Source organism: Carnobacterium sp. (genome assembly GCF_040274425.1).
In genome coordinates this window covers 1-19,645 of the sequence record NZ_JBEMBC010000031.1, presented here as the reverse complement: position 1 = coordinate 19,645, position 19,645 = coordinate 1, and the positions used below count along the sequence as shown (strand labels likewise).

The window sequence follows — 19,645 nt, the reverse complement described above, 5'->3', positions numbered from 1 at the left end:
AAAAATGAATGCAGTCTTAGCATTTACAATTATTATGTTGGTATGGACAATCAGTGACTTGGTCTCGAAAAAAACAAAATCATTAATATCATCATTACTAATAGCTTCCTTAATTTTCTTGATTGGGTTTAAAACAAGTATATTTCCTAAAGACCTTTTACAAAGTTCATCACTACTAAGTTTAGGAACAACTATTGTCGGATTTATCATTGTTCATATTGGTACAATGATTAGTATTGATGAGTTAAAGCAACAATGGAAGACAGTATTAGTAGGGGTTTCTGCGATTCTTGGAATAACGGCATCTTTATTGTTGGTTGGCCCTTTATTTGAAAGTCGTAATTATGCGATTGCAGCTATTGGAGGAATAAGTGGCGGAACGATTTCTATTATTATTGTTCAAGAAGCAGCGTTAGCAGCCGGATTGTTGTCAGCAGCTGTTTTACCGGTCTTGATTTCTGCTTTACAAGGGTTAATTGGATTTCCATTTACATCACTGATTTTAAGAAAAGAGGCACGCCGTTTGCAAAAAGAGTATCGGGCAGGGACTTTGAAAATGGTAAAGAAAGAAGAAGGCCATGCTGAAGAAAAAGGCAAGTTGCCTGATATGTTCCAAACAACAGCAGGAACATTATTTATCGTAGGGATCATTGTTTTAGTATCAACCTATATCGACAACCTGACAAATGGAATCTTGAATACCTTTATTGTAGCCTTACTGATAGGGGTATTGTTGAGAGCGTTGGGTATTTTAAAACCAAATATTTTAAGTGGGATCGATGCATATGGTTTGATGATGCTGGCTCTCTTGATTATTATCTTTGGTCCGTTGGCAACTATTGAACCCCAAGCATTATTCGATTTAATTGTACCCATTAGTTTATCCTTTTTAGTGGGCGTTAGTGGAAGTATTTTATTTTCAGTCATTGCAGGTAAATTGTTAGGGTATAGCCTATCGATGTCTATTGCGGTCGGATTAACCCCATTGTATGGATTTCCAGGAACAATGATTTTAAGTCAAGAAGCTGCCAAAAGCGTCGGTGAAACGGAAGAAGAAGTTCAAGTCATAGAAGCACAAATCCTGCCAAAAATGATTATTGCAGGTTTTTCAACGGTAACAATCACTTCTGTTTTAGTCACAAGTATTGTTGCGGGATGGATTGGCTAATGAAAACCAAATAAAAGTCATGTGTCTTCAAATAAAGGCAGATGACTTTTTGTATGGAAACTAGTTGTGACTAGTCATTAATAAAGTTGGAAACAAGATAATTTTGAAGTTGCTACAACTCGTATCTTTAGTATATTCTGTACTTAGATAAACTATATAATCTAATTAGTTTTTGAATTCTGTATATCTAAAATGGAGGTGACTCAAATGAGTGAGAATAGTCCTTTAAAAAGTAAAGTTGTTTTTATGTGTGGAGCAGCAGGTTCAGGTAAAACGACATATGCCAAAATTTTAGAACAACAAGGATATACTCGTCTATCTTTTGATGAAGAGTCTTTTAAGAGAGGTTACAAAGTACATCCATTACCAAAGGTCATTTACGATGAAATCAAAAAAACTCTTGATAAAGAGCTCCATGAACTGATTGTTCAAAATAGGAATATCGTGTTAGACTATTCGTTTTGGTCACGACAGATGCGTGACGAATATAAAGATAAACTTATCCCATTTGGAATTAAACCGGAAATCATTTTAATGGTGACTCCAAAAGAAATTGCGCTACAAAGAATAAAAACTCGTAAAGGGACCCACCAAAATGATATTATTTTAGATGAACAAATGGCAATGCACTATTATGAGCATTTTCAGAAGCCAACAGCTGATGAAGGTGATATTACAGTCGTCAAAGGATATTAATTTTTAATACAAAAAGAGTGCTCAAAAACCCTCTCACTTAGAAAAAGTAGTTGTGCACTCTGTCTTACATATAAAGTTTAGCGTAAATTTGCGTAAGATGCGGAAATCCACAAATCAAAATTTTCTTGTTCTTCGTATTGCATAACATCATACATTTCTGGACTGACGATTTGGAATTGTTTTTTGAAGGTAACCAAATCAAGTTCTTCCATTTGTGTATCACGTTTAACACGACTAAAAACTTTTGCAAAGTCTTTGCTGCTGTATCTAATATCTTTTCGTTTCAATTCTAAAGGCAAGCCTTTTTTCGTGATACCCATTGCTTGTGCAGCATTAAAAGCTGCTTCTTTTACTGCAAAAACACGGTCATTTGATGCAAGTTTTGTTAAGATATATCTTGATTTTTGACAGTCATAGTTTGCTAATTCAGTAACGGCTTCGAGCCTAACTTTCCAATTGTCTTTTGTATTTGCTTTAGCTTTTAATTCTTCAATATTAGCTGGTTCTGCTTGAATAATAGTCATAGTTTTGTTGCCTCTTTCTATTTCGTGTCTTAAAGTCCATACTATAGCGTTTGATAGGCTTTTACAAGTTTATTTCCATTAGAGGTACGATTTATTTATACAGATGACGTTCAATCGACTCTCTTTGTGGTTCTAAAAAACTAGGTAAAGATAATGGAATGTCATCAAAATTAGTAATTACATAATCTTCTTTTGTAAGTGCAATCTCTTCTGTTGCGACCTCAAATAAAAGCTGGTTAGGTTCTCTAAAGTAGATAGAAGTGAAAAATTCTCTGAATTTCACACCTGAATTTTTAAAGTTTCGCTCCACAATTTTTTGCTCAACGGTACTTAACTCTTCAGTATTTTTAACGGACAATGCAATATGATGTGCTGATCCAATACCTGGCACTTCTAACGCACTTCGTTTATCTTCTATGATATGAATTTCTTGATTGAATAAAGTATTGCTTTTTGTGAGAACTAGGGTAGGCAAATTTCCTTGAGAAATAGTTTTGGTAAGCTCTAAGTTAAACATCTGCTGCATATTTTTAGAAGTTGCAAGAGGATAACGGACACGCAAATGGACTGAATCGATTCCTAAAATAGCATTTTCTAAATCAATCTCACGAGTTTTTCTAGGGAAAAAATCAGTATTGACGTCTCTAACAGGCACTATTCCTAGCTGAACACCATCAAAATCTTCAAAGCGTAAAATCTTTGAATCGTTGTACTCTTCAATTTCACAATTAAATATACCGAATTCATTCAAGCGGCTTTCCCAAAAATAAAGAGCCGCTTCATTTGGAACGGCAAATACAGTTCTCTCAATAGCATTTGTGCCAAACGTTCTGTCTACACCATCTTTTATCTGAAAAATAGTGAATTCAGTTCCTGGTCTTCCTTTAGTATCACCAAAAAACAAATGGTACATTTCTACGTCATCCTGGTTAACTGTTTTCAATACTAAATCTAAACCGAGTAGGTCATGATAAAAATGAAATGTTTGTTCAATGTTCCGATTAATAACAGAAACATGATGTATAATAGACTTATTCAACATAAATTGTGACACATCCTTTTAAATTATTGGAGGTACTTCCTTATGGATTATATTAACATACCAGGTTCTACAAATGAATTTTATGTTTTATTTCACGGCACAGGTGGCAACGAATATAGTCTATTATCTGTCATTGGTGACATTGATCCGAATGCATCTATTATCAGTTTTTTAGGTGACGAGGGGTCTGGTTCAGATAGAAGATTTTTTGCACCTTTGAAGAATGGTAAACTGCAACGTGATGATTTTAATGAAAAAGTTAATCAGTTTCTTAAATTATGGGACTCGATTAAACCAACCGATTCTAAAATCACTTTTGTAGGTTATTCAAATGGAGCAAACTTTTTGCTAGGGCTGCTAGAAAAACGTCAAGATATCGCTGATAAAATTATATTGCTCCATCCTTCAAATTTGGGTTACACTTTTGAATCCGCTTCAGAGAGTACTATCTATATTACTAGTGGAGCGATAGACAGTATGTCTCTTCCAAGTGAATCGCTTCAGCTGTCTAAACAGTTGGAAAGTTATTTTCCCGCAACAAAACTGCTATTATTGGATAGCGGTCATGAAATATCCAATGAAGAGGTTGCTAAGTTAGCAGTTTATTTAGGAAATAATGTTAAGGATTAATTGACATTGAGAAATTATCTTGCTATATTTTAGACGAGAATAAATAAAACCTAGATGAATGGGGATATGTTTTGTGAGTGTAGCAGGTATCTAACCAATAAGTTGAATAGCCAATAAACTAGAGGTTTATTTGGCATGCTTATAAGTGATACCTGTCGATAAATAGAATTTTTTATATTCTAAAGACGATAGTATATAGTATGACTATCGTCTTTTTTTGTACTCTCTAGGTTTAATTATTTATTTTAGGACGGGTATCTCTTCAGTGGAAAGGAAGAGAGCTATGGATAAAGAAACATTAAATAAATTACAATTTGATAAAATACAAAGAGAAGTACAAATTAGAGCCATTGGAAATTATAGTAAAACGCGTATTGCAGAACTTGCACCGCAAACGAATTTAGCGACTGTAAAAGTTTGGCAACAAGAAACGCAAGAAGCTCGATTGATTTTAGACAGCAATCAGCATGTGCCATTCATGGGATTGAGCAGAATTGATTCTTTAATGAGCCATGTCAAAAAAGGGATGATTTTGTCTCCTAATGATTTGACTGAATACGCGGACTTCCTTAGAAGTAGCCGGATGATCAACAAATTTTTTGAGAAAAATCAATACCAAACACCCCTGCTTTATCAATATAGTAAGGGATTGCCCAGTTTATTGGATGTTGAAGAAGAAATTTACGAAAAGATTCAGCACCAAAAAGTTAATGATGCTGCGTCTAGAAACTTAAGAAAAGTCCGTAAGCAAATTCGGGAGTATGAAAAAGAGATTCAAGATAAATTAGCAAAATTCTTGAAGCAGTCGAGTAATAAAGACATGATTCAAGATGGGATGATTGTTCAAAAAGACGGTCACTATACAGTTCCAATCAAAGCCAGCTACAAAAATAAAGTAGTTGGAAATATGATTGAACAATCCAATAAAGGGGCAACTGTTTTTGTGGAACCAGCAGCTGTAGCAAAACTGAATGAACGATTGATTCTGCTGAATGCTGAAGAAGTTGCTGAAGAGTATCAAATTTTAGCAGAACTAACAGGGTATCTCGCTGAAAAAGAAACGGTCATCCAATTGATTATGGAAACCATCACAGCTTTTGACATAATTTTTGCTCGAGCAAAGTATAGTCGAGAACTGAATGGTATTACTCCAGAGGTAAATAAGTCTGAGGTCATCCATATCCAAAAAGGGGTTCACCCGTTTTTACCCAAAGGAGCTGTTCCGTTAAATTTCATTTTAGGAGAAGATCACCGAGGGCTAGTGATTACAGGAGCGAATGCTGGTGGAAAGACTGTAGTATTGAAAACAGTAGGTCTGTTAACGTTGATGACCATGTTTGGATTGCAGATCCCAGTTCAAAAAGGAACCAATATTGCGGTATTTGATGAAGTATTTGTCGATATTGGTGACCAACAAAGTATGGAAAATGCGTTAAGTACATTTTCTGGTCATATGAATAACATTGCCTCCATTTTAAACAAAGTGAAACGAAATACACTAGTCCTACTGGATGAGATTGGTAGTGGGACGGAGCCAAATGAAGGTGCAGCTTTAGCCATCGCTATTATGGAATCTTTATATGCAAAAGGAGCTTTAGTAGTGACGACAACCCATTACGGAGAAATTAAACGCTTTGCTGAAGAACACGAGGACTTTGTCCCAGCAGCGATGGAGTTTGATCGAGAAAATTTGACGCCGAAATTTATTTTACGTTTAGGCGAAAGTGGAGATAGCCAAGCTTTATGGATTGCTAAAAAGGTTCATATGGCACCAGCTTTAATCAAACAAGCGCGAGAATATATTGATAACAAAGACTACCAAATGCAAAAAAAAGAATTTAAAAAAAATGTTGTGAAACCAGAATTTTTTAAAGAAATAGAAGTTACTTTTGGCAAAGGTGATCGCATATTGTTAACAGAAAATCAAAAGAATGGCTTAATATACGAAGACAATGGGTCGGAAAATGTCTTGGTTTATATCAATAACACTATTATAGAAGTCCCTAGAAAACGCATTCAGATAGTAACAACGGCGCAAGTACTTTATCCAGACAGCTATGATTTAGATAGTTTATTTATTGATTATTACACACGAAAAACGCATAGAGATTTAGATAGAGGTTCTAAAAAAGCACAGAAACTATTGGATAAAGAAATGAGAAGCAGAAAGTCAGAAGAACTAAAATAAACATAAAACCTCCCAACATTTTTGTTGGGAGGTTTTATGTTTATGCTTCTTTCGTATAAGCTAATGTCTTATTTAATAAGAATGGCGTGTAGAATGCAACGGTATCACTTAAAGGCAATACGTCATCTGATAAGTCTATGTGGATAACGTCTTTGATGTAATTTCTTCTTTCTTCGATTCGTTTCCACACATCAGGATACTGTTCTTTTAATTCATTTTGTAGTGCTTTACCTGCGATAGCGACAGGTTCTTCACAACTTGCTCCTGAGTAGCCAGGAACACTCGGAATGATATCTACTTGGAACAGTTGACCGCTCTTCACAACAGCTGTAGAACCTTTAAAGAATGGTGATGACATCCATTCATCATCTCCTGTGTAATGTCCTGGATTCAAGGTCCAGCCGTAAACATCAGCAGGGAAGACTTCCTCTATCCTGTCGTAAAATGCATCTCCAACCGTTCCTACACTAATATTTTCCAACCAAGTAGCGTACGCAGTAAAGTAAGGTATACCTACTTTTTCTAAATAGTCTGTTTGGTTTTCTGGCAGCTCCTTTTTAGAGGCTACTACAAAGCCAGCACGACTACTTAGCCCACCTCTATATCCTACTGTCAAAGAATAGTTATCGCCTAATAAGGCTTCGTTGTCTCTTGGATAAAGAGTAGCATTGGTAAAACGTTTGCCAGCAGCACTAATCGTCGTCACAGTATTTGGTTGGCCATCTTGAGCAAGTAAAGCGCCAATTTCTTTTTCTGTTTTACCAACTTCCACAGCTTGGATCGCTGCGAACATACCTTTTCCAGCTAAGGTTGCTCCATATTCAAAATGAGCGATCTCGTTGGCGTTATGAGTCGTACGTAATCCGCCTTCTGGAGAGATAAGAGCTGAAGCAAAGTTTTTTAATTGCTTACGGTCTGCAACATAATGGATTAAACTGTCTACGATATAAAAAGGCAAGTCGAATAACCCACTATTGTCGTATTGGCTAGAAGTAAATAATTTCCATCCAATAACACCAATTGTAGCATCAGGAGAAATTTGGCTTTCTTTAAAATAATCCGCTAATGCTTTTTCTCCATTCATTGGTTGATTCGGTAAAGAGAAATACGGTACATGAATCGCTTGCGCAGGGATACGGGAGTGTGCAGCTAATTTCAAGTTTTCGTTTCCTAGTAACAAATAGCTGTCTCCATTGGCGTGGATCACTAAACAAGCTTCTTCAAATCGTGGAATAAAGCCTGTGAAATATTCGAAATTTGCGCCATGCTCACGGTCTGCATAAATAATTGCAGTATCGATAGACTGCTGTTTCATTTTTGCTAAAAAATTTTCCTTTCGAGCGGTCATTGTTTTGTCTGTTAAATAAATCGATTTAAGATTTGTGTGGATAGTTGGTAGAGTTACTTTATTTAAATTAATATTCATGTTTATTCTCCTCATCTTTAATAGAAATAATAGTCGTCAATGATTTTAATTCTTTAAAATTTGTTTGCTGGCTGTCTAAATCAGTCACGATCATATCAACCTCTTCGATATCCCCGATTTTATAAAGGTAAGAGAGACCAAATTTTTTATGATCCGCCACCAGAATAGTTTTCTTCGACTGATTTATGACGGCTCTTTTTGTAAAAGCATCCTCCTCATTGGGTAGAGTAATTCCAGAATCGGCACTGATTCCTTCCGCTCCTATAAAAGCCACATCAAAGTTGAAATTTCTGATGAAATCAGCTGTTTCCAATCCTAAAAAGCCTTTAGATAATTCACGGTACTTTCCAGGGACACAGTGCAAATCGATACCTTCATATTTAGATAAAGAATTCAGCACTAATAGGGAGTTCGTATAAAATTTGCAACCTTCGATATTGAAAATCTCTCTTGCCACAGCTAAAGCAGTAGTTCCGGTCTCGATAAAAACAGCACTCCCAGGCTTAACTAAATTTCTGCAAAAATTAGCAATGCGTTTTTTCTCTTGAACACTGACTTCTTCTTTAATCGAAATAGGATTTTCTAAAGTGTTTTCATCTCGATAAACAGCTCCGCCATGAACGAGTTGGATACCTCTCCATGTGGAAATCTCTTTAAGATCGCGATTGATGGTCATCATAGAAACATCTAATTTAACAGCGAGTTCATTTGAAGTTGCTTCTCCGTTAACTTTCAGCAAATCAAAAATCATTTCTTGTCTTTTTAATTGATTCATTAAAACACCTCCAAATGTTTTCTTCTTAGCTCTATCATAACATTATTTAAAATGAAATCAACTCAAGATAACTTTTTTATTGATATGTGTTATTTAATGTTAATTTGTAAATGTTATATAAAAATCGGATTATCAGCTTTACAAATTATACCCGCGGGGGTATAATCATAAATACGCACGGGGGTATAAAAAGGGTATATTCTTACCTATTATTAAATTTTATCAAAAAGGTTCTCACCGTTACTGCCACCGAGTTGCTGTTAATATCCTTCCTATTCTCACTATGCTGTTGAAGGAAAAGAAAGGCCAATCAAAAGAGAACATATAAAAAAGAAAGCTAACTAAGGAGGAAAAAGAATGTTGTTTAAGAAGATACCTACTATTGATACACATGAATTAGAGAGTAAATTGGCAGAAAAACCACAAATTATTGATGTACGAGAACCGCACGAATTTCAAAATGGGCATATTCCAGGAGCAAAAAATGTTCCTTTAGGAAAAGTAATGCATTATACCCCAAATGGTAAAACGTATGTTGTCTGTCAATCTGGAATGCGCAGTAAAAAAGCAACTAAAGTGTTATTAAAACGAGGATATGATGTTGTTAATGTTCGCGGCGGAATGATGTCATGGACAGGCGCTAAAAGAGGAGGAAAAAAATAGTGAAAATTGTGATCATTGGGGGTGTAGCGGGAGGAATGTCTGCTGCTACACGGTTAAGACGCTTGAATGAAAATGCAGAAATCATTGTGTTGGAAAAAGGACCATATGTGTCATTTGCAAATTGCGGTCTGCCTTATTATGTTGCTGGTGAAATTAAAGAGCGTACTGATTTATTGGTGCAAACGCCTGAGGCTTTACAAGCGCGATTCAGTTTAGATGTACGTCCGAATAGTGAAGCTGTTTTTATTGATGCTGCAAAAAAAGAAGTGATCGTGCAAACACGAGAAGAGAAATACACCTTAACTTATGACAAACTGATTTTATCTCCAGGGGCAAAACCATTTGTTCCTCCTACAATAGGGTTAGCCGAAGCGGAAAATGTATTTACATTGCGTTCGGTTCCTGATGTAGATGCTATTTCAGCATTTATAGAGAAAGAACAGCCTAAAAAAGCAATAGTGATCGGTGCTGGATTTATTGGTTTAGAAATGGCTGAGAGTCTAGTCCATCGCGGAATGGATGTGACAATTGTAGAAAAAGCTCCACATGTATTGCCGCCTTTGGATGAAGAGATGGCAGCTTATGTCAGTAAAGAATTAACGGCAAATGGTGTGAAGCTGTATACCGGGCTGGCGGCTGACTCATTTGAAGAAAAAGGAAAAATCATTGTCCTGGAAAATGGGAAACGCTTGGAAAGCGATCTCACATTACTGTCTGTAGGTGTTAACCCGGAGACTTCATTGGCACAAACTGCTTCTATTAAAACAGGAGTACGGGGTGGTATACTGGTCAACGAGCAGTATGAAACCAGTCAAAAAGATATTTATGCTGTTGGAGACGCAATCGTTGTCAAACAACAAATCAATGGGAAAGATACGATGATTGCTTTAGCTTCACCGGCCAATCGTCAAGGCAGACAAGTAGCGGATGTCATCAGCGGATTAAATCGTAAAAATAAAGGCAGCATTGGGACAGCTATTGTGCGTGTCTTCAATTTGGCTGCAGCATCAACTGGGCTTAGCGAAAGACAATTGCAACAAGCAAATGAAACCTATCAAGTGGTTCATATCCAAGGAAAAAGCCATGCAGGATACTATCCAAATGCAAAAGCGATTGTATTGAAATTGTTATTCCATCCGACAACTGGAAAAATTTACGGAGCACAAGCAGTCGGAGAAGATGGTGTCGACAAACGCATTGATATTATTGCGACAGCCATTAAAGCAGAGATGATAGTAGAAGACTTGCCGGAGTTGGAATTCACGTATGCTCCACCCTTTGGCTCGGCAAAAGATCCCGTCAATATGGCTGGATATGCTGCTTTGAATCTTATGGAAGGACTGAGTGACTCTGTTCAATGGTATGAATTAGAAGACAAACAAAAAGAAGGTCACGTGTTGTTAGACGTTCGAAATGCCGATGAATTGACAAGCAATGGTCGTTTAAAAGGAGCAGTGAACATTCCTCTGGATAGTTTAAGAGAAAGATTATCTGAAGTTCCTAAAGACCAACCGATTATTGTGAGCTGCCACAGCGGATTGCGCAGTTATATCGCTGAGCGTATATTAAAAGAAAATGGATATGAAGTTGAAAATTTGGATGGAGCATTTGCGCTTTATTCTACAGTCAAACCAGAAAAGGTGGAAAAATAATGTATCATTCGATATCAATGCCAGAGTTTGAACAAAAATGGAAAAAAGGAAAACTTCCTTTAGTCGACGTGAGAGAAGACAATGAATGGGAAAAAGGACATTTAGAAGGAGCGATTCATGTTCCTTTAAGCCGTCTATCATCTGTTAAGCGAAAATTAGATAAAAATGAAGAGTATTATGTTATGTGTCACTCAGGAGCTCGTTCTTCAATGGCGTGCCAAGAACTGGCTAAGGAAGGATACAAAGTAACAAATGTCATGGGCGGGATTTCTGCTTGGAGAGGAGAAGTTATCTAATGGAATACAATGCAAAGATAGTAAACCGGTTGAAACGTTCTGATGGCCAACTGCATGGAGTATTGAAGATGATCGAAGAAGAAAAAGATTGTACAGCTATCGTGACACAGTTATCAGCTGTCCGTTCTAGTCTTGATCGTGCAATCAGTTTAATCGTAGCGGAGAACCTAGTCGAATGTGTCCAAGAAAATATAAAAGAAGGTACTTCTGAAGAAGAAAGTATCCAACAAGCTATTAATCTATTGATGAAAAGTAGGTAATGAGGAATTTTATTAGAGGCACAGTGCTGTGACAGCACTGTGCCTCTAACTATCTGAAGGCTTATAAAAATAAAATGGGATTTTATAAGAAATTCTTCGTGGAATAAGGTTATTTCTTAATTACTCTTCAAAATAGTAACATAAGTTAGTAAAACCATTGCTACTAATCCCATTGCCTTTCTGTTGTTGTTTTTGAACATACATATATATTCTACAGTTCAAGTTACTTTTCTTAGGTTATTTAAGTTAAATCAATGATTCCTTTTTGTCAGGTTTATTTTCCAGATTCTTAATGTTACTTAAATTAAGATATCTAATCAAACTGGTACAAGGAATAGCAAGGAAATAAAGTAACATTACTATTGATGACTAGGTAGGTGTAAGGACTTTCTGAAATGGAGGAGATACCTTGAAAGATTTAAGTAGGGAAGAGCTGCTTATACAAGTGGACTCTTTGAATAGATGGAATAAAGAATTATTGCATACAATTCAAGAATCAGAGCAACTAGAGTATGGATGGACAGGCAATTTAGGACAATGGTTTTGGAATTGTACTACTAATGAAGTTGAGTTTAATTCTTTAAAAGTAGAAGCTATTGGGTATCAAAAAGAGGATTTGCCTGAAAAAGTTCCTTATCAATTTTTTACAGATAAAATCCATCCTGAAGACAAAAAAGAAGTCATGAGAACAATGAAAGAACACATGCTGAATAAAATACCTATTTGGGAAGTAAAATATCGTATTCAAGCCAAAGATGGTTCTTGGAGAGTCTACCAAGACAGAGGAAGGGTAACAGAGCGAGATAAAAATGGAGCACCACTTTTTCTTAAAGGAATCGTATTTGATGTCACCAAGGAAGAACAAGAGCGTGAACAATTAACGGTTAAAAATAAAAATTTAATAAATCAAATTAAGGTAGATACACTTACGCACCTACATACAAGGTCCTCTATCATAGTTGAGATGGCCAAGTGTGCGAATAAATCAAAAGAAGAAAATTATCCGTTGTCTGTCATTTTCTTAAATATTGATAAATATTCTAAATACGAAGAAGAGTTTGGACTTTTATTAAGCGAGGAAATATTGAAAACACTTGGTCAGTTGATTCAATCAGTGATCCAAGAAAAATATGTTGCTGGCAGATATAGAGAATCTGTTTTTTTAATTCTTTTGGAAAACATTCCTAAAGAAGAAGCCTATAACTTGGCTGAGACAATTAGGAAAACCGTTTTGGAAACGTTCTTTGTTATACCAAATCAGATAAGTATTAGTGGAGGAATTACTGTTTATGACCCGAGTGAAACAATTAGTGAATTGGTCCAAAAGGCGTCTGGAAATCTAGAGGTAGCCAAAAATAATGGCGGAAATCAGATTATTCTATAAAATAAAGGCTAGTAAGTAAAAGACTCCTCTGAAGTAAAGAGAGTTATTTATTTACTGGCTTTTTTTGTGACAAATTTTTTATTAAAGATGTTAACTAAACTTAACTAGTCTTTTTTACTTTTGGGATAGAAAGAGTGAGGCAGGCTCCAATTGAAGTAAAGGGACATCACTCTTAAAACAACAATTGAAATGAAGAGCATGATCGTTACATATGGACCACTTACCCAATTTAATCCAATGATCAACCCGGCGAGTGCAGCCCATAGAGCATAAACATCTGAATGGAAAATCATAGGCTTACGTCCGGCAAACACATCTCTTAGTAATCCTCCTCCCGCACCCGTGATAACAGCAGCAAGAACGACTGCAACTGCGGGAACTTCAGTGGAAACAGCATAATTTGCACCTTGAATAGCGAATGCTGCTAAACCAATAGCATCAAAAAACTCGATGCTATTCACTTTCCAAAGAATATTCCAAATGTTTGGAAATAGTAATACTAAGGTAATCGCTAAAAAAGCAAATTTAAATAAAGTACTTTGCATCCAAATATTTTGGACAGGAATACCAATGACTAAATTACGGATGAGTCCTCCACCAAATGCTGTTGTAAAGCCTAAAATATAAACTCCAAGGATATCATAGTCTACTTTGATTGCGATAAATGCACCACTTATTGCAAAGGCAATCGTACCAATAATATTTAGAATTTCCCAAGTCATTCCTGTCATTTCAACAACCTCTATTCTATCTATTTTTCTATAAGAGCATAGCATAAATAAAAGATTATAGAAAAAATAAGTGATTTTATTAGGATTGATAGAAATCCAGATATGTGATGAGAACATGAACTGCTCCAAAAATCAGTGTAGGTAGAATAGCAAAGAATGAATGAAGCCAAATTTCCGCTAAAGTGAAATAACAAACAGGGAGAATGGCCATACATATAAGAATAAACAGATTTTTATTCTCTTTAAATAAAAAAACCCATAATCCATAATAAGAGAATAGAAACAGAGCTATAGCGATTACATAACCACTTTTAATAGAAACAGATTGATCAATGGGAACACAAATTAAAAGGCCAATAAAAATAAACTGGTTGCTATGTTCTAATAAATTTAAGAAGGGATGGTTGGCTCCATGTTTTGTGGCTTGCAGTTTATTTGGAAATAAATAATAAAAAAGGTTAGGCACCATAGGGAATAAAACAATCAAAAATCCAGTCCATGAAAATCCAAACAAATTATTCATAACAAATCTCCTTTAATGACACCAGTCTTCTCTGGATAGATACATTATCCTATAAACAAAAATAAATGTAACATATCACCTGAGTGAGTTACATTTATTTTACCATGGCTATACATAATTGATTAAGGCAAAAAATTGGAACAGGAATAGTAAGCTGATCCTTCTATTTTTTTAAAAGAGAGTCGACTTTTTATAAAAAATAGGGGTTAATGATTTTACTCATCAACACCTATTAGTAGAGAATCTAGGTTCATATTACGGGCAGGAAATTTAATCTAAAAAGTAACGACGCATTTCATCACTGACTTTAGGCAGGTATTCATGACCGTATTCTGGTAAAACAATAAGCTGTTTTTTTGAAGTGAGTTTATTGTATGTTGCCATTTGCGTAACTGGCGGAACAACAGTGTCTTGCATTCCAACGACCCAACAAACCTCTGCTTTTATACGAGGAGCGAAGTGTTGAATATCAATATATTCCAACGTGTCGAATACTTCAGTTTCCCGTTTATGCAGCGGATCGCGGAACTGAAACCAATACGGTATCTCTTCAAAAGCAGATGTCTGAGCACCTAAAGCATAGGCTTTTCTATAATCAGAAAGGAAAGGATAAGAAACATAAACTCGGTATAAGTCTGGAACGAGTCCAGCACATGCAATGGTTAGACCGCCACCTTGAGAAGCACCTTGAGCATAAATGCGAGTTTCATCTACAAACGCCATTTTTTTTAGGATACGAGCAGCGTGAGCAGTATCAAGAAAGACTTGTCTGAAATAAAGATTACCTTTGCCTTCTTCCATACCTCGAATAATGAGTCCTTTCATAATGCCTCCGCTTGTTTGTGTACAATCTTGAGAAAGCCCTCCTTGTCCGCGAGCATCTAAAGCTAAGACGACGAATCCTTCAGCTGCCCAACCAATTTTATCTTGGAAATCACCTGAATCAGTATGGTATCCATGGAACTGCAGCATACCCTTCAATTTTTTTCCGTCAGTTTCTTTTGGTGTAATGAGTTGGCAGTGGACAGTTGCACCGCCGACTCCCTTGAATGTTAAGTGGTAAAAATTGGCTACTTGAGATGGAATATCTACTGGCTCTAATATGTAATCAAGAGGGAGAGCCTCCATTTCTCGTAATCCATCCTCCCAAAAGACATCAAAATCGGGCGGTCTAATTCCGCTCCCTTGATAATCGGCCCATTCTTTTATGTCCATTTTATTGCTCCTCCAAACGTCTTATCATTTCTAAATAAAAGCGGACCGTATGATAGGGTCCTTTCCAAGCATCAGATATATTTTCCTCTGACTTACCATTTTTACGAAAAATAGAAAGCAAGTTGCCTTCAGAATCCAAACGGGAATACCATTCACTTCCATGGCGTTCATCGATAAATTTTTGTTGAATTAAATGAGCTAAAGTTAATGATGCTTCACGATAACGGAGATCTTTAGATTGTTGAAAAGCATGGAATAATCCAATGACAGCCTCTGCTTGTACCCACCAGACTTTTGTTTTATCCTGATGCTTGCCGTCAAAATGATTATTCATCCAACCGACATCATCCAGACCGTTCTCAAGACAATAGGAGGAAAGTGAATCGGTCATTTCATGGACATGATTCGCTATCTCTCCAGTAATTTGGCACTTCTCTAGTGTTTCGTCTATTAACCAAGATGTTTCAATGTCATGTCCATAGGAAACACCTGGATTGATAGAATCCCAATGCTGATTAAATTCTTGAAGACAATAACCTTGAGAATGATAGACATGTTGCATGAATAAAGTTAATAAATGCTTTATTCTTTCCAACAACTGCTCATTTTCCCATACTGTGTAGAGATTTGTATACCCTTCCAAAAGGTGTAGAAGAGTATTGGTTGTATAGTGTACCTCAGGATTTTTTGTAGCTACTTGAGTTAAGTTTTTCTGATGCCATACCTGATCAAATTCTTCTTCATAACCTTTCGTATCAGAATTATAAGCTTTTTCTTCAATGAGATGATATAACTTTTTTGCATAATTTAATGCTTCGGATTCTGGTGCAATTTTTACATATTCACTTAATCCATAAATGGCAAAGGCTTGTGCATAGATATGTTTAATGGTATTTAATGGTTCACCGGACGAATCAACGAGCCAATAGATACCTCCATACTCTTTATCCCATAAGGTATCGATTAAAAAGGTATAGGCATGATCAGCAGCTGTCTTATACTCTTTGATCTGTAACACATCATAAGAATGCGAAAAACTCCAAAGAAAACGGGACATCATTACACCACCTTTAGGGGCATGAGGATCACATTCTAAATCAATAGTTACTTTACCGTAAAATCCACCATGGTCTTTATCTTGTTGGGCTAACCAAAAAGGTAGGATACTTTCTGTCAGCTGTTTTTGTAAAAATTCTTTGGTTATCATTTGTGTCCTCCTCATAAATTATCAATTGCATGTATTTTGTTGTTTAGTTAAACAATGAGTGTTTTCAGCCATTCTTTGCTTAATGTACGTTTTATGCCAAGCACGGCACGGATAATTTCGTGCGAATTAGCTACGAAAAAAACACTCCAAAACGGCCAGCCGAAATATACTGTAAGAAAAGCCAATGGTATTCCCCATAACCAGACAGAAATGGTATCGAGCCACATGACAAATGTCGTATCTCCTCCAACACGCAAGATGCCGACGTTATTGACATAATTGAGGTGCTTGAAGGGCAAAATGAAGATATAAGCCACTAATACCTCATTTACTAATGTTTCCACATTATTTGTAATGTTGTAAAACTGTAGAATCATTGGTGAAAATAAGAGAATCAGTCCACTAATGATAATAGAAAAAATAATGGTCAGCCGGATAAATTGCTTGGCATAAAATAAAGCTTTTTCGTACTTTTCTCCGCCTAATTGATTTCCAATCATTACGCTTGAAGCATCACTTAGTCCAGTAAAGATACAAACAAAAAGAAAAACGAGTGGGTCAATTAGTGAAATGGCGGCTGTTTGATCGGTTCCTGTTCGAGTATAAAGCCAAAAGAAAACCAGTTCACCTACTGTCCAAGTCAGATGATTGATGATGGAAGGGATAGTTATTTTCCAATATTGACGGCTCATTTTTGGTATAGGTTGACTATTATCTGGATCGGTCTTTAAAATTCCTTTGTTGATAAATAATGAAAAAAGCAATAGTGTTTGGATAATTCTGGCCAATAAAGTTGCTATCGCTGCTCCGCGAATGCCATATGCTGGAAGACCGAAAGGACCAAAGATAAGAATCCAATTGAAGAAAGTGTTGGTTAAGAGCGTAAGGACGCTATAGAAAGTAGGTCTTTTGACCTCTCCAATAGTTTTCAAGGTTACGCTAAAGATCATAGATAATGCAGTAAAGAGATAACTAGCACTGATAATTCGTAAGAACGGTACAGCTTCAGAAATTACTAGCGTATCGTTAGAAAAAATTTCAAGTATGGCAGGAGTAAATAATAAAGTGAAAAATGCAAAGATAAGCGAAAAGAAAGACGCAATTTTTGTGACTAGAATAAGGGTCTGTTTAACACCGGCACAATTATTTTTACCCCAATACTGGGCTGAAAAAATAGTCGCACCACTGGCAAAACCTTGTAAAATAACAACCATAAATTGAGTGACTTTATTAGAAATACCTACAGCGGCAATGGATTCTACGCCTAAGCTTCCTACCATGACTGAATCTACGATATTTAATCCAGATGTGATCATCAATTGGATAGTGATAGGTAACGCAAAGGACCACATTGTTTTGTAAAAGAGACGTTTTTCTTCTTTCATATATCCTCCTTTAAGTAGTAAATTGTGAATGTAACTAAGACAGTTGATTTTATTCTTTACAAATAAATTGAATTGATAAATAATAATGGTATCGCATACATTTATAAATATATACTTTTGTTTCGGAAAGTCAATATTTAAAAGGAGGAAGTTATGGAATTTATTAAAGGAGTAACATTCGGATATATGAGTCAACGTGGTGAATGGGAGAAGGAAGAAGCATTTGAATCATTGCGTTTATTGAAAGAACGTTGTGCAATCACACATGTCATTCTGGGTGTAGTAGCAGAACAAGAAACGATCCATGCTACACAAATCGATTGGCAAGATGTGTCTGTCTTGAGTGATCAAGAAATAAAAAAAATGATTACATTTGCGCAAGAAATAGGTTTAAAAGTTATTTTAAAACCCATGGTAAATATAGCCGATGGTATGTGGCGTGCACACATCAATTTTTTTGACCATGATGTACCATGTGAACCGAAATGGTCAGATTGGTTTGCCTCATATACTACATTTATTACTCATTATGCACAAATTGCAGAAGACACGAATTGTACAATGTTCGTTGTGGGGTGTGAATTAGTAAATAGTGACCGACGAGAAAAAGAATGGCGTCAAGTAGTCTCAGCTATAAGAGAAATCTACAAAGGATTGGTCACGTATAACTGTGATAAATATCAAGAAGACCGATTGACATGGTGGGATGCAGTGGATGTAGTATCATCATCCGGTTATTACCCGATTGATAAATGGGAACAAGAATTAAAACGCATTGAAAAAGTAGTAGAAAAAGAACAAAAACCTTTCTTTTTCTGTGAAGCAGGATGCGCCAGTCGTACAGGCTCAAAATGGTTGCCAAATAACTGGGAGTTAGAAGGGTCAGTGGATAGTTCTGGACAAAAAGAATGGTATGAGGAGATGTTTCGACAAACCGATAAATATGATTGGGTACAAGGTTTTGGTCTTTGGGATTGGAAATCTAAGTTGTATCCTATTCAAAAATCAGACACAGATCAAGATTATGCACTCTATGGTAAGCCTGCAGAATCAGTCATTAAATTTTATTTCGATAAAAATAAAAAAACATGAATAAAAGTATATACATTTAAAGTTAAACATGCTAACATATGTTTGTAAACGCTTACTGTTTCTTTAAAACATTTTGAGGAGGATATAGAGATGAAAAGAAAGTCTATTTTTGGTAAAGCTAGTTTGACAGGTTTAGCAATTGCATCTGTTTTAACACTAACTGCATGTGGCGGAGAAAGTACGAAAGAAACTGACGCAGCAGATGGTGTCGAAACAATAACATTTATTAACCACAAGACAGACTGGGAAACGAATGGCAAATGGGATGAGTACATAGCAGAGTTTAATGAGGAGCATCCTGATATTAAAGTGGAAATTGAAACCATTACCGATTATGTAGGACAGATGAAGACACGAATGAATACAGAAGAATATGGGGACCTATTGATGTTACCGGCTGACATTGCGCCGCAAGATTTTGAATTGTTCTTTGAACCTTTAGGAGACAAAGAAGAGTTAGGCGAAACTTATATGGGACTGAACGACCGTTCATTTGAAGGTGTTCAATATGGTATCCCATCACAGATGAATGCAACAGGTATGGTCGTAAATATGCAGGTATTTGAAGATGCTGGTATCAACGAATTTCCCAAAACAACAGAAGATTTTATTGCTGCTTTAGAAACGATTAAAGAGAATGATCCTGAAGTCACTCCTTTATACACAAACTATGCTGCAGGTTGGACATTATCTAACTGGGACTTCACACGTACAGGAGTTTCTGGTGATCCGGATGTAACAACAAAATTAGCACAAGATACTGCTCCATTTGAAAAAGGCGACACAAT

At 36.0% G+C, this 19,645-nt stretch carries 20 protein-coding genes; 11 read left to right on the top strand and 9 right to left on the bottom strand.

All coding sequences use genetic code 11. The features are described from left to right. Positions 1–4 precede the first annotated feature (4 nt). Both ABS911_RS07815 and ABS911_RS07810 read left to right on the top strand, forming a co-directional pair. Positions 5–1,168, top strand: coding sequence for a hypothetical protein (locus ABS911_RS07815; RefSeq protein WP_350467121.1), 1,164 nt, complete (start codon positions 5–7; stop codon positions 1,166–1,168). A 207-nt stretch (positions 1,169–1,375) separates the two neighbouring features. Further along, positions 1,376–1,864 carry a P-loop nucleotide/nucleoside kinase family protein gene (locus ABS911_RS07810; RefSeq protein WP_350467120.1) on the top strand — a complete coding sequence of 163 codons (489 nt, stop codon included), beginning with the start codon at positions 1,376–1,378 and terminating at the stop codon, positions 1,862–1,864. A 77-nt stretch (positions 1,865–1,941) separates the two neighbouring features. On the opposite strand, the gene ABS911_RS07805 is transcribed toward ABS911_RS07810, so the two are convergent. Together ABS911_RS07805 and ABS911_RS07800 are read right to left on the bottom strand one after the other, a co-directional pair. After that, a complete protein-coding gene (locus tag ABS911_RS07805; RefSeq protein ID WP_350467119.1) occupies positions 1,942–2,388 on the bottom strand; it encodes a HEAT repeat domain-containing protein in 447 nt (148 codons plus the stop codon). A 91-nt stretch (positions 2,389–2,479) separates the two neighbouring features. Then, the gene (locus ABS911_RS07800) at positions 2,480–3,430 is read right to left on the bottom strand and encodes a VOC family protein (RefSeq protein WP_350467118.1); all 951 of its coding nucleotides are present in this window, start codon (positions 3,428–3,430) and stop codon (positions 2,480–2,482) included. A gap of 42 nt (positions 3,431–3,472) precedes the next feature. On the opposite strand from ABS911_RS07800, the gene ABS911_RS07795 reads away from it, so the two are divergent. Then, entirely contained in the window at positions 3,473–4,060 is a 588-nt protein-coding gene (locus ABS911_RS07795) for an alpha/beta hydrolase (protein ID WP_350467117.1), read from the top strand. Between the two features lie 283 nt (positions 4,061–4,343). Then, positions 4,344–6,248, top strand: coding sequence for an endonuclease MutS2 (locus tag ABS911_RS07790; protein ID WP_350467116.1), 1,905 nt, complete (start codon positions 4,344–4,346; stop codon positions 6,246–6,248). A gap of 40 nt (positions 6,249–6,288) precedes the next feature. On the opposite strand, the gene ABS911_RS07785 is transcribed toward ABS911_RS07790, so the two are convergent. Next, positions 6,289–7,674: a M24 family metallopeptidase gene (locus ABS911_RS07785; RefSeq protein ID WP_350467115.1), complete on the bottom strand. Its 1,386-nt coding sequence runs from the start codon at positions 7,672–7,674 to the stop codon at positions 6,289–6,291. Further along, the gene (locus ABS911_RS07780) at positions 7,664–8,449 is read right to left on the bottom strand and encodes a DeoR/GlpR family DNA-binding transcription regulator (RefSeq protein WP_350467114.1); all 786 of its coding nucleotides are present in this window, start codon (positions 8,447–8,449) and stop codon (positions 7,664–7,666) included. The genes ABS911_RS07785 and ABS911_RS07780 overlap by 11 nt, the downstream gene beginning before the upstream one ends. 357 nt (positions 8,450–8,806) lie before the next feature. On the opposite strand from ABS911_RS07780, the gene ABS911_RS07775 reads away from it, so the two are divergent. The 5 genes from ABS911_RS07775 to ABS911_RS07755 all read left to right on the top strand — a co-directional run bounded on the left by ABS911_RS07775 (position 8,807) and on the right by ABS911_RS07755 (position 12,704). Continuing rightward, positions 8,807–9,112 (top strand): rhodanese-like domain-containing protein, encoded by a 306-nt coding sequence (locus ABS911_RS07775; RefSeq protein ID WP_350467113.1) that lies wholly within the window; start codon positions 8,807–8,809, stop codon positions 9,110–9,112. Further along, positions 9,112–10,764: an FAD-dependent oxidoreductase gene (locus ABS911_RS07770; protein WP_350467112.1), complete on the top strand. Its 1,653-nt coding sequence runs from the start codon at positions 9,112–9,114 to the stop codon at positions 10,762–10,764. The genes ABS911_RS07775 and ABS911_RS07770 overlap by 1 nt, the downstream gene beginning before the upstream one ends. Next, positions 10,764–11,060: a rhodanese-like domain-containing protein gene (locus ABS911_RS07765; protein ID WP_350467111.1), complete on the top strand. Its 297-nt coding sequence runs from the start codon at positions 10,764–10,766 to the stop codon at positions 11,058–11,060. The genes ABS911_RS07770 and ABS911_RS07765 overlap by 1 nt, the downstream gene beginning before the upstream one ends. Next, positions 11,060–11,320 carry a metal-sensitive transcriptional regulator gene (locus tag ABS911_RS07760; protein ID WP_023179336.1) on the top strand — a complete coding sequence of 87 codons (261 nt, stop codon included), beginning with the start codon at positions 11,060–11,062 and terminating at the stop codon, positions 11,318–11,320. Before ABS911_RS07765 ends, ABS911_RS07760 begins: the two co-directional genes overlap by 1 nt. 409 nt (positions 11,321–11,729) lie before the next feature. Then, positions 11,730–12,704 carry a sensor domain-containing diguanylate cyclase gene (locus ABS911_RS07755; RefSeq protein ID WP_350467110.1) on the top strand — a complete coding sequence of 325 codons (975 nt, stop codon included), beginning with the start codon at positions 11,730–11,732 and terminating at the stop codon, positions 12,702–12,704. Between the two features lie 104 nt (positions 12,705–12,808). Here ABS911_RS07755 and ABS911_RS07750 read toward each other — a convergent pair whose 3' ends face one another. The 5 genes from ABS911_RS07750 to ABS911_RS07730 form a co-directional block, all read right to left on the bottom strand. Continuing rightward, entirely contained in the window at positions 12,809–13,435 is a 627-nt protein-coding gene (locus ABS911_RS07750) for a trimeric intracellular cation channel family protein (protein ID WP_350467109.1), read from the bottom strand. Positions 13,436–13,514: 79 nt separating this feature from the next. Then, on the bottom strand, positions 13,515–13,958 hold the full coding sequence (locus ABS911_RS07745) for a hypothetical protein (RefSeq protein ID WP_350467108.1): 444 nt from the start codon (positions 13,956–13,958) through the stop codon (positions 13,515–13,517). A 270-nt stretch (positions 13,959–14,228) separates the two neighbouring features. Beyond that, positions 14,229–15,173, bottom strand: a complete 945-nt coding sequence (locus ABS911_RS07740; RefSeq protein ID WP_350467107.1) for an acetylxylan esterase — start codon at positions 15,171–15,173, stop codon at positions 14,229–14,231. Between the two features lies 1 nt (position 15,174). After that, positions 15,175–16,380, bottom strand: a complete 1,206-nt coding sequence (locus ABS911_RS07735) for an AGE family epimerase/isomerase (protein ID WP_350467106.1) — start codon at positions 16,378–16,380, stop codon at positions 15,175–15,177. 47 nt (positions 16,381–16,427) lie between these two features. Next, positions 16,428–17,765 (bottom strand): MATE family efflux transporter, encoded by a 1,338-nt coding sequence (locus ABS911_RS07730; RefSeq protein WP_350467105.1) that lies wholly within the window; start codon positions 17,763–17,765, stop codon positions 16,428–16,430. Positions 17,766–17,918: 153 nt separating this feature from the next. On the opposite strand from ABS911_RS07730, the gene ABS911_RS07725 reads away from it, so the two are divergent. Continuing rightward, complete coding sequence (locus ABS911_RS07725) at positions 17,919–18,857, top strand: glycoside hydrolase family 113 (protein WP_350467104.1); 939 nt, start codon at positions 17,919–17,921, stop codon at positions 18,855–18,857. Between the two features lie 90 nt (positions 18,858–18,947). Then, positions 18,948–19,645 (top strand): ABC transporter substrate-binding protein (locus ABS911_RS07720; RefSeq protein ID WP_350467103.1); only part of this gene is annotated, 698 nt, incomplete at its 3' end.

Excerpts from the sequence above, each read along its gene's own strand:
- ABS911_RS07815 (WP_350467121.1), top strand. The coding sequence starts at position 5 with ATGAATGCAGTCTTAGCATTTACAATTATTATGTTGGTATGGACAATC.
- ABS911_RS07810 (WP_350467120.1), top strand. The coding sequence starts at position 1,376 with ATGAGTGAGAATAGTCCTTTAAAAAGTAAAGTTGTTTTTATGTGTGGA.
- ABS911_RS07805 (WP_350467119.1), bottom strand. The coding sequence starts at position 2,388 with ATGACTATTATTCAAGCAGAACCAGCTAATATTGAAGAATTAAAAGCT.
- ABS911_RS07800 (WP_350467118.1), bottom strand. The coding sequence starts at position 3,430 with ATGTTGAATAAGTCTATTATACATCATGTTTCTGTTATTAATCGGAAC.
- ABS911_RS07795 (WP_350467117.1), top strand. The coding sequence starts at position 3,473 with ATGGATTATATTAACATACCAGGTTCTACAAATGAATTTTATGTTTTA.
- ABS911_RS07790 (WP_350467116.1), top strand. The coding sequence starts at position 4,344 with ATGGATAAAGAAACATTAAATAAATTACAATTTGATAAAATACAAAGA.
- ABS911_RS07785 (WP_350467115.1), bottom strand. The coding sequence starts at position 7,674 with ATGAATATTAATTTAAATAAAGTAACTCTACCAACTATCCACACAAAT.
- ABS911_RS07780 (WP_350467114.1), bottom strand. The coding sequence starts at position 8,449 with ATGAATCAATTAAAAAGACAAGAAATGATTTTTGATTTGCTGAAAGTT.
- ABS911_RS07775 (WP_350467113.1), top strand. The coding sequence starts at position 8,807 with ATGTTGTTTAAGAAGATACCTACTATTGATACACATGAATTAGAGAGT.
- ABS911_RS07765 (WP_350467111.1), top strand. The coding sequence starts at position 10,764 with ATGTATCATTCGATATCAATGCCAGAGTTTGAACAAAAATGGAAAAAA.
- ABS911_RS07760 (WP_023179336.1), top strand. The coding sequence starts at position 11,060 with ATGGAATACAATGCAAAGATAGTAAACCGGTTGAAACGTTCTGATGGC.
- ABS911_RS07750 (WP_350467109.1), bottom strand. The coding sequence starts at position 13,435 with ATGACAGGAATGACTTGGGAAATTCTAAATATTATTGGTACGATTGCC.
- ABS911_RS07745 (WP_350467108.1), bottom strand. The coding sequence starts at position 13,958 with ATGAATAATTTGTTTGGATTTTCATGGACTGGATTTTTGATTGTTTTA.
- ABS911_RS07740 (WP_350467107.1), bottom strand. The coding sequence starts at position 15,173 with ATGGACATAAAAGAATGGGCCGATTATCAAGGGAGCGGAATTAGACCG.
- ABS911_RS07735 (WP_350467106.1), bottom strand. The coding sequence starts at position 16,380 with ATGATAACCAAAGAATTTTTACAAAAACAGCTGACAGAAAGTATCCTA.
- ABS911_RS07730 (WP_350467105.1), bottom strand. The coding sequence starts at position 17,765 with ATGAAAGAAGAAAAACGTCTCTTTTACAAAACAATGTGGTCCTTTGCG.
- ABS911_RS07725 (WP_350467104.1), top strand. The coding sequence starts at position 17,919 with ATGGAATTTATTAAAGGAGTAACATTCGGATATATGAGTCAACGTGGT.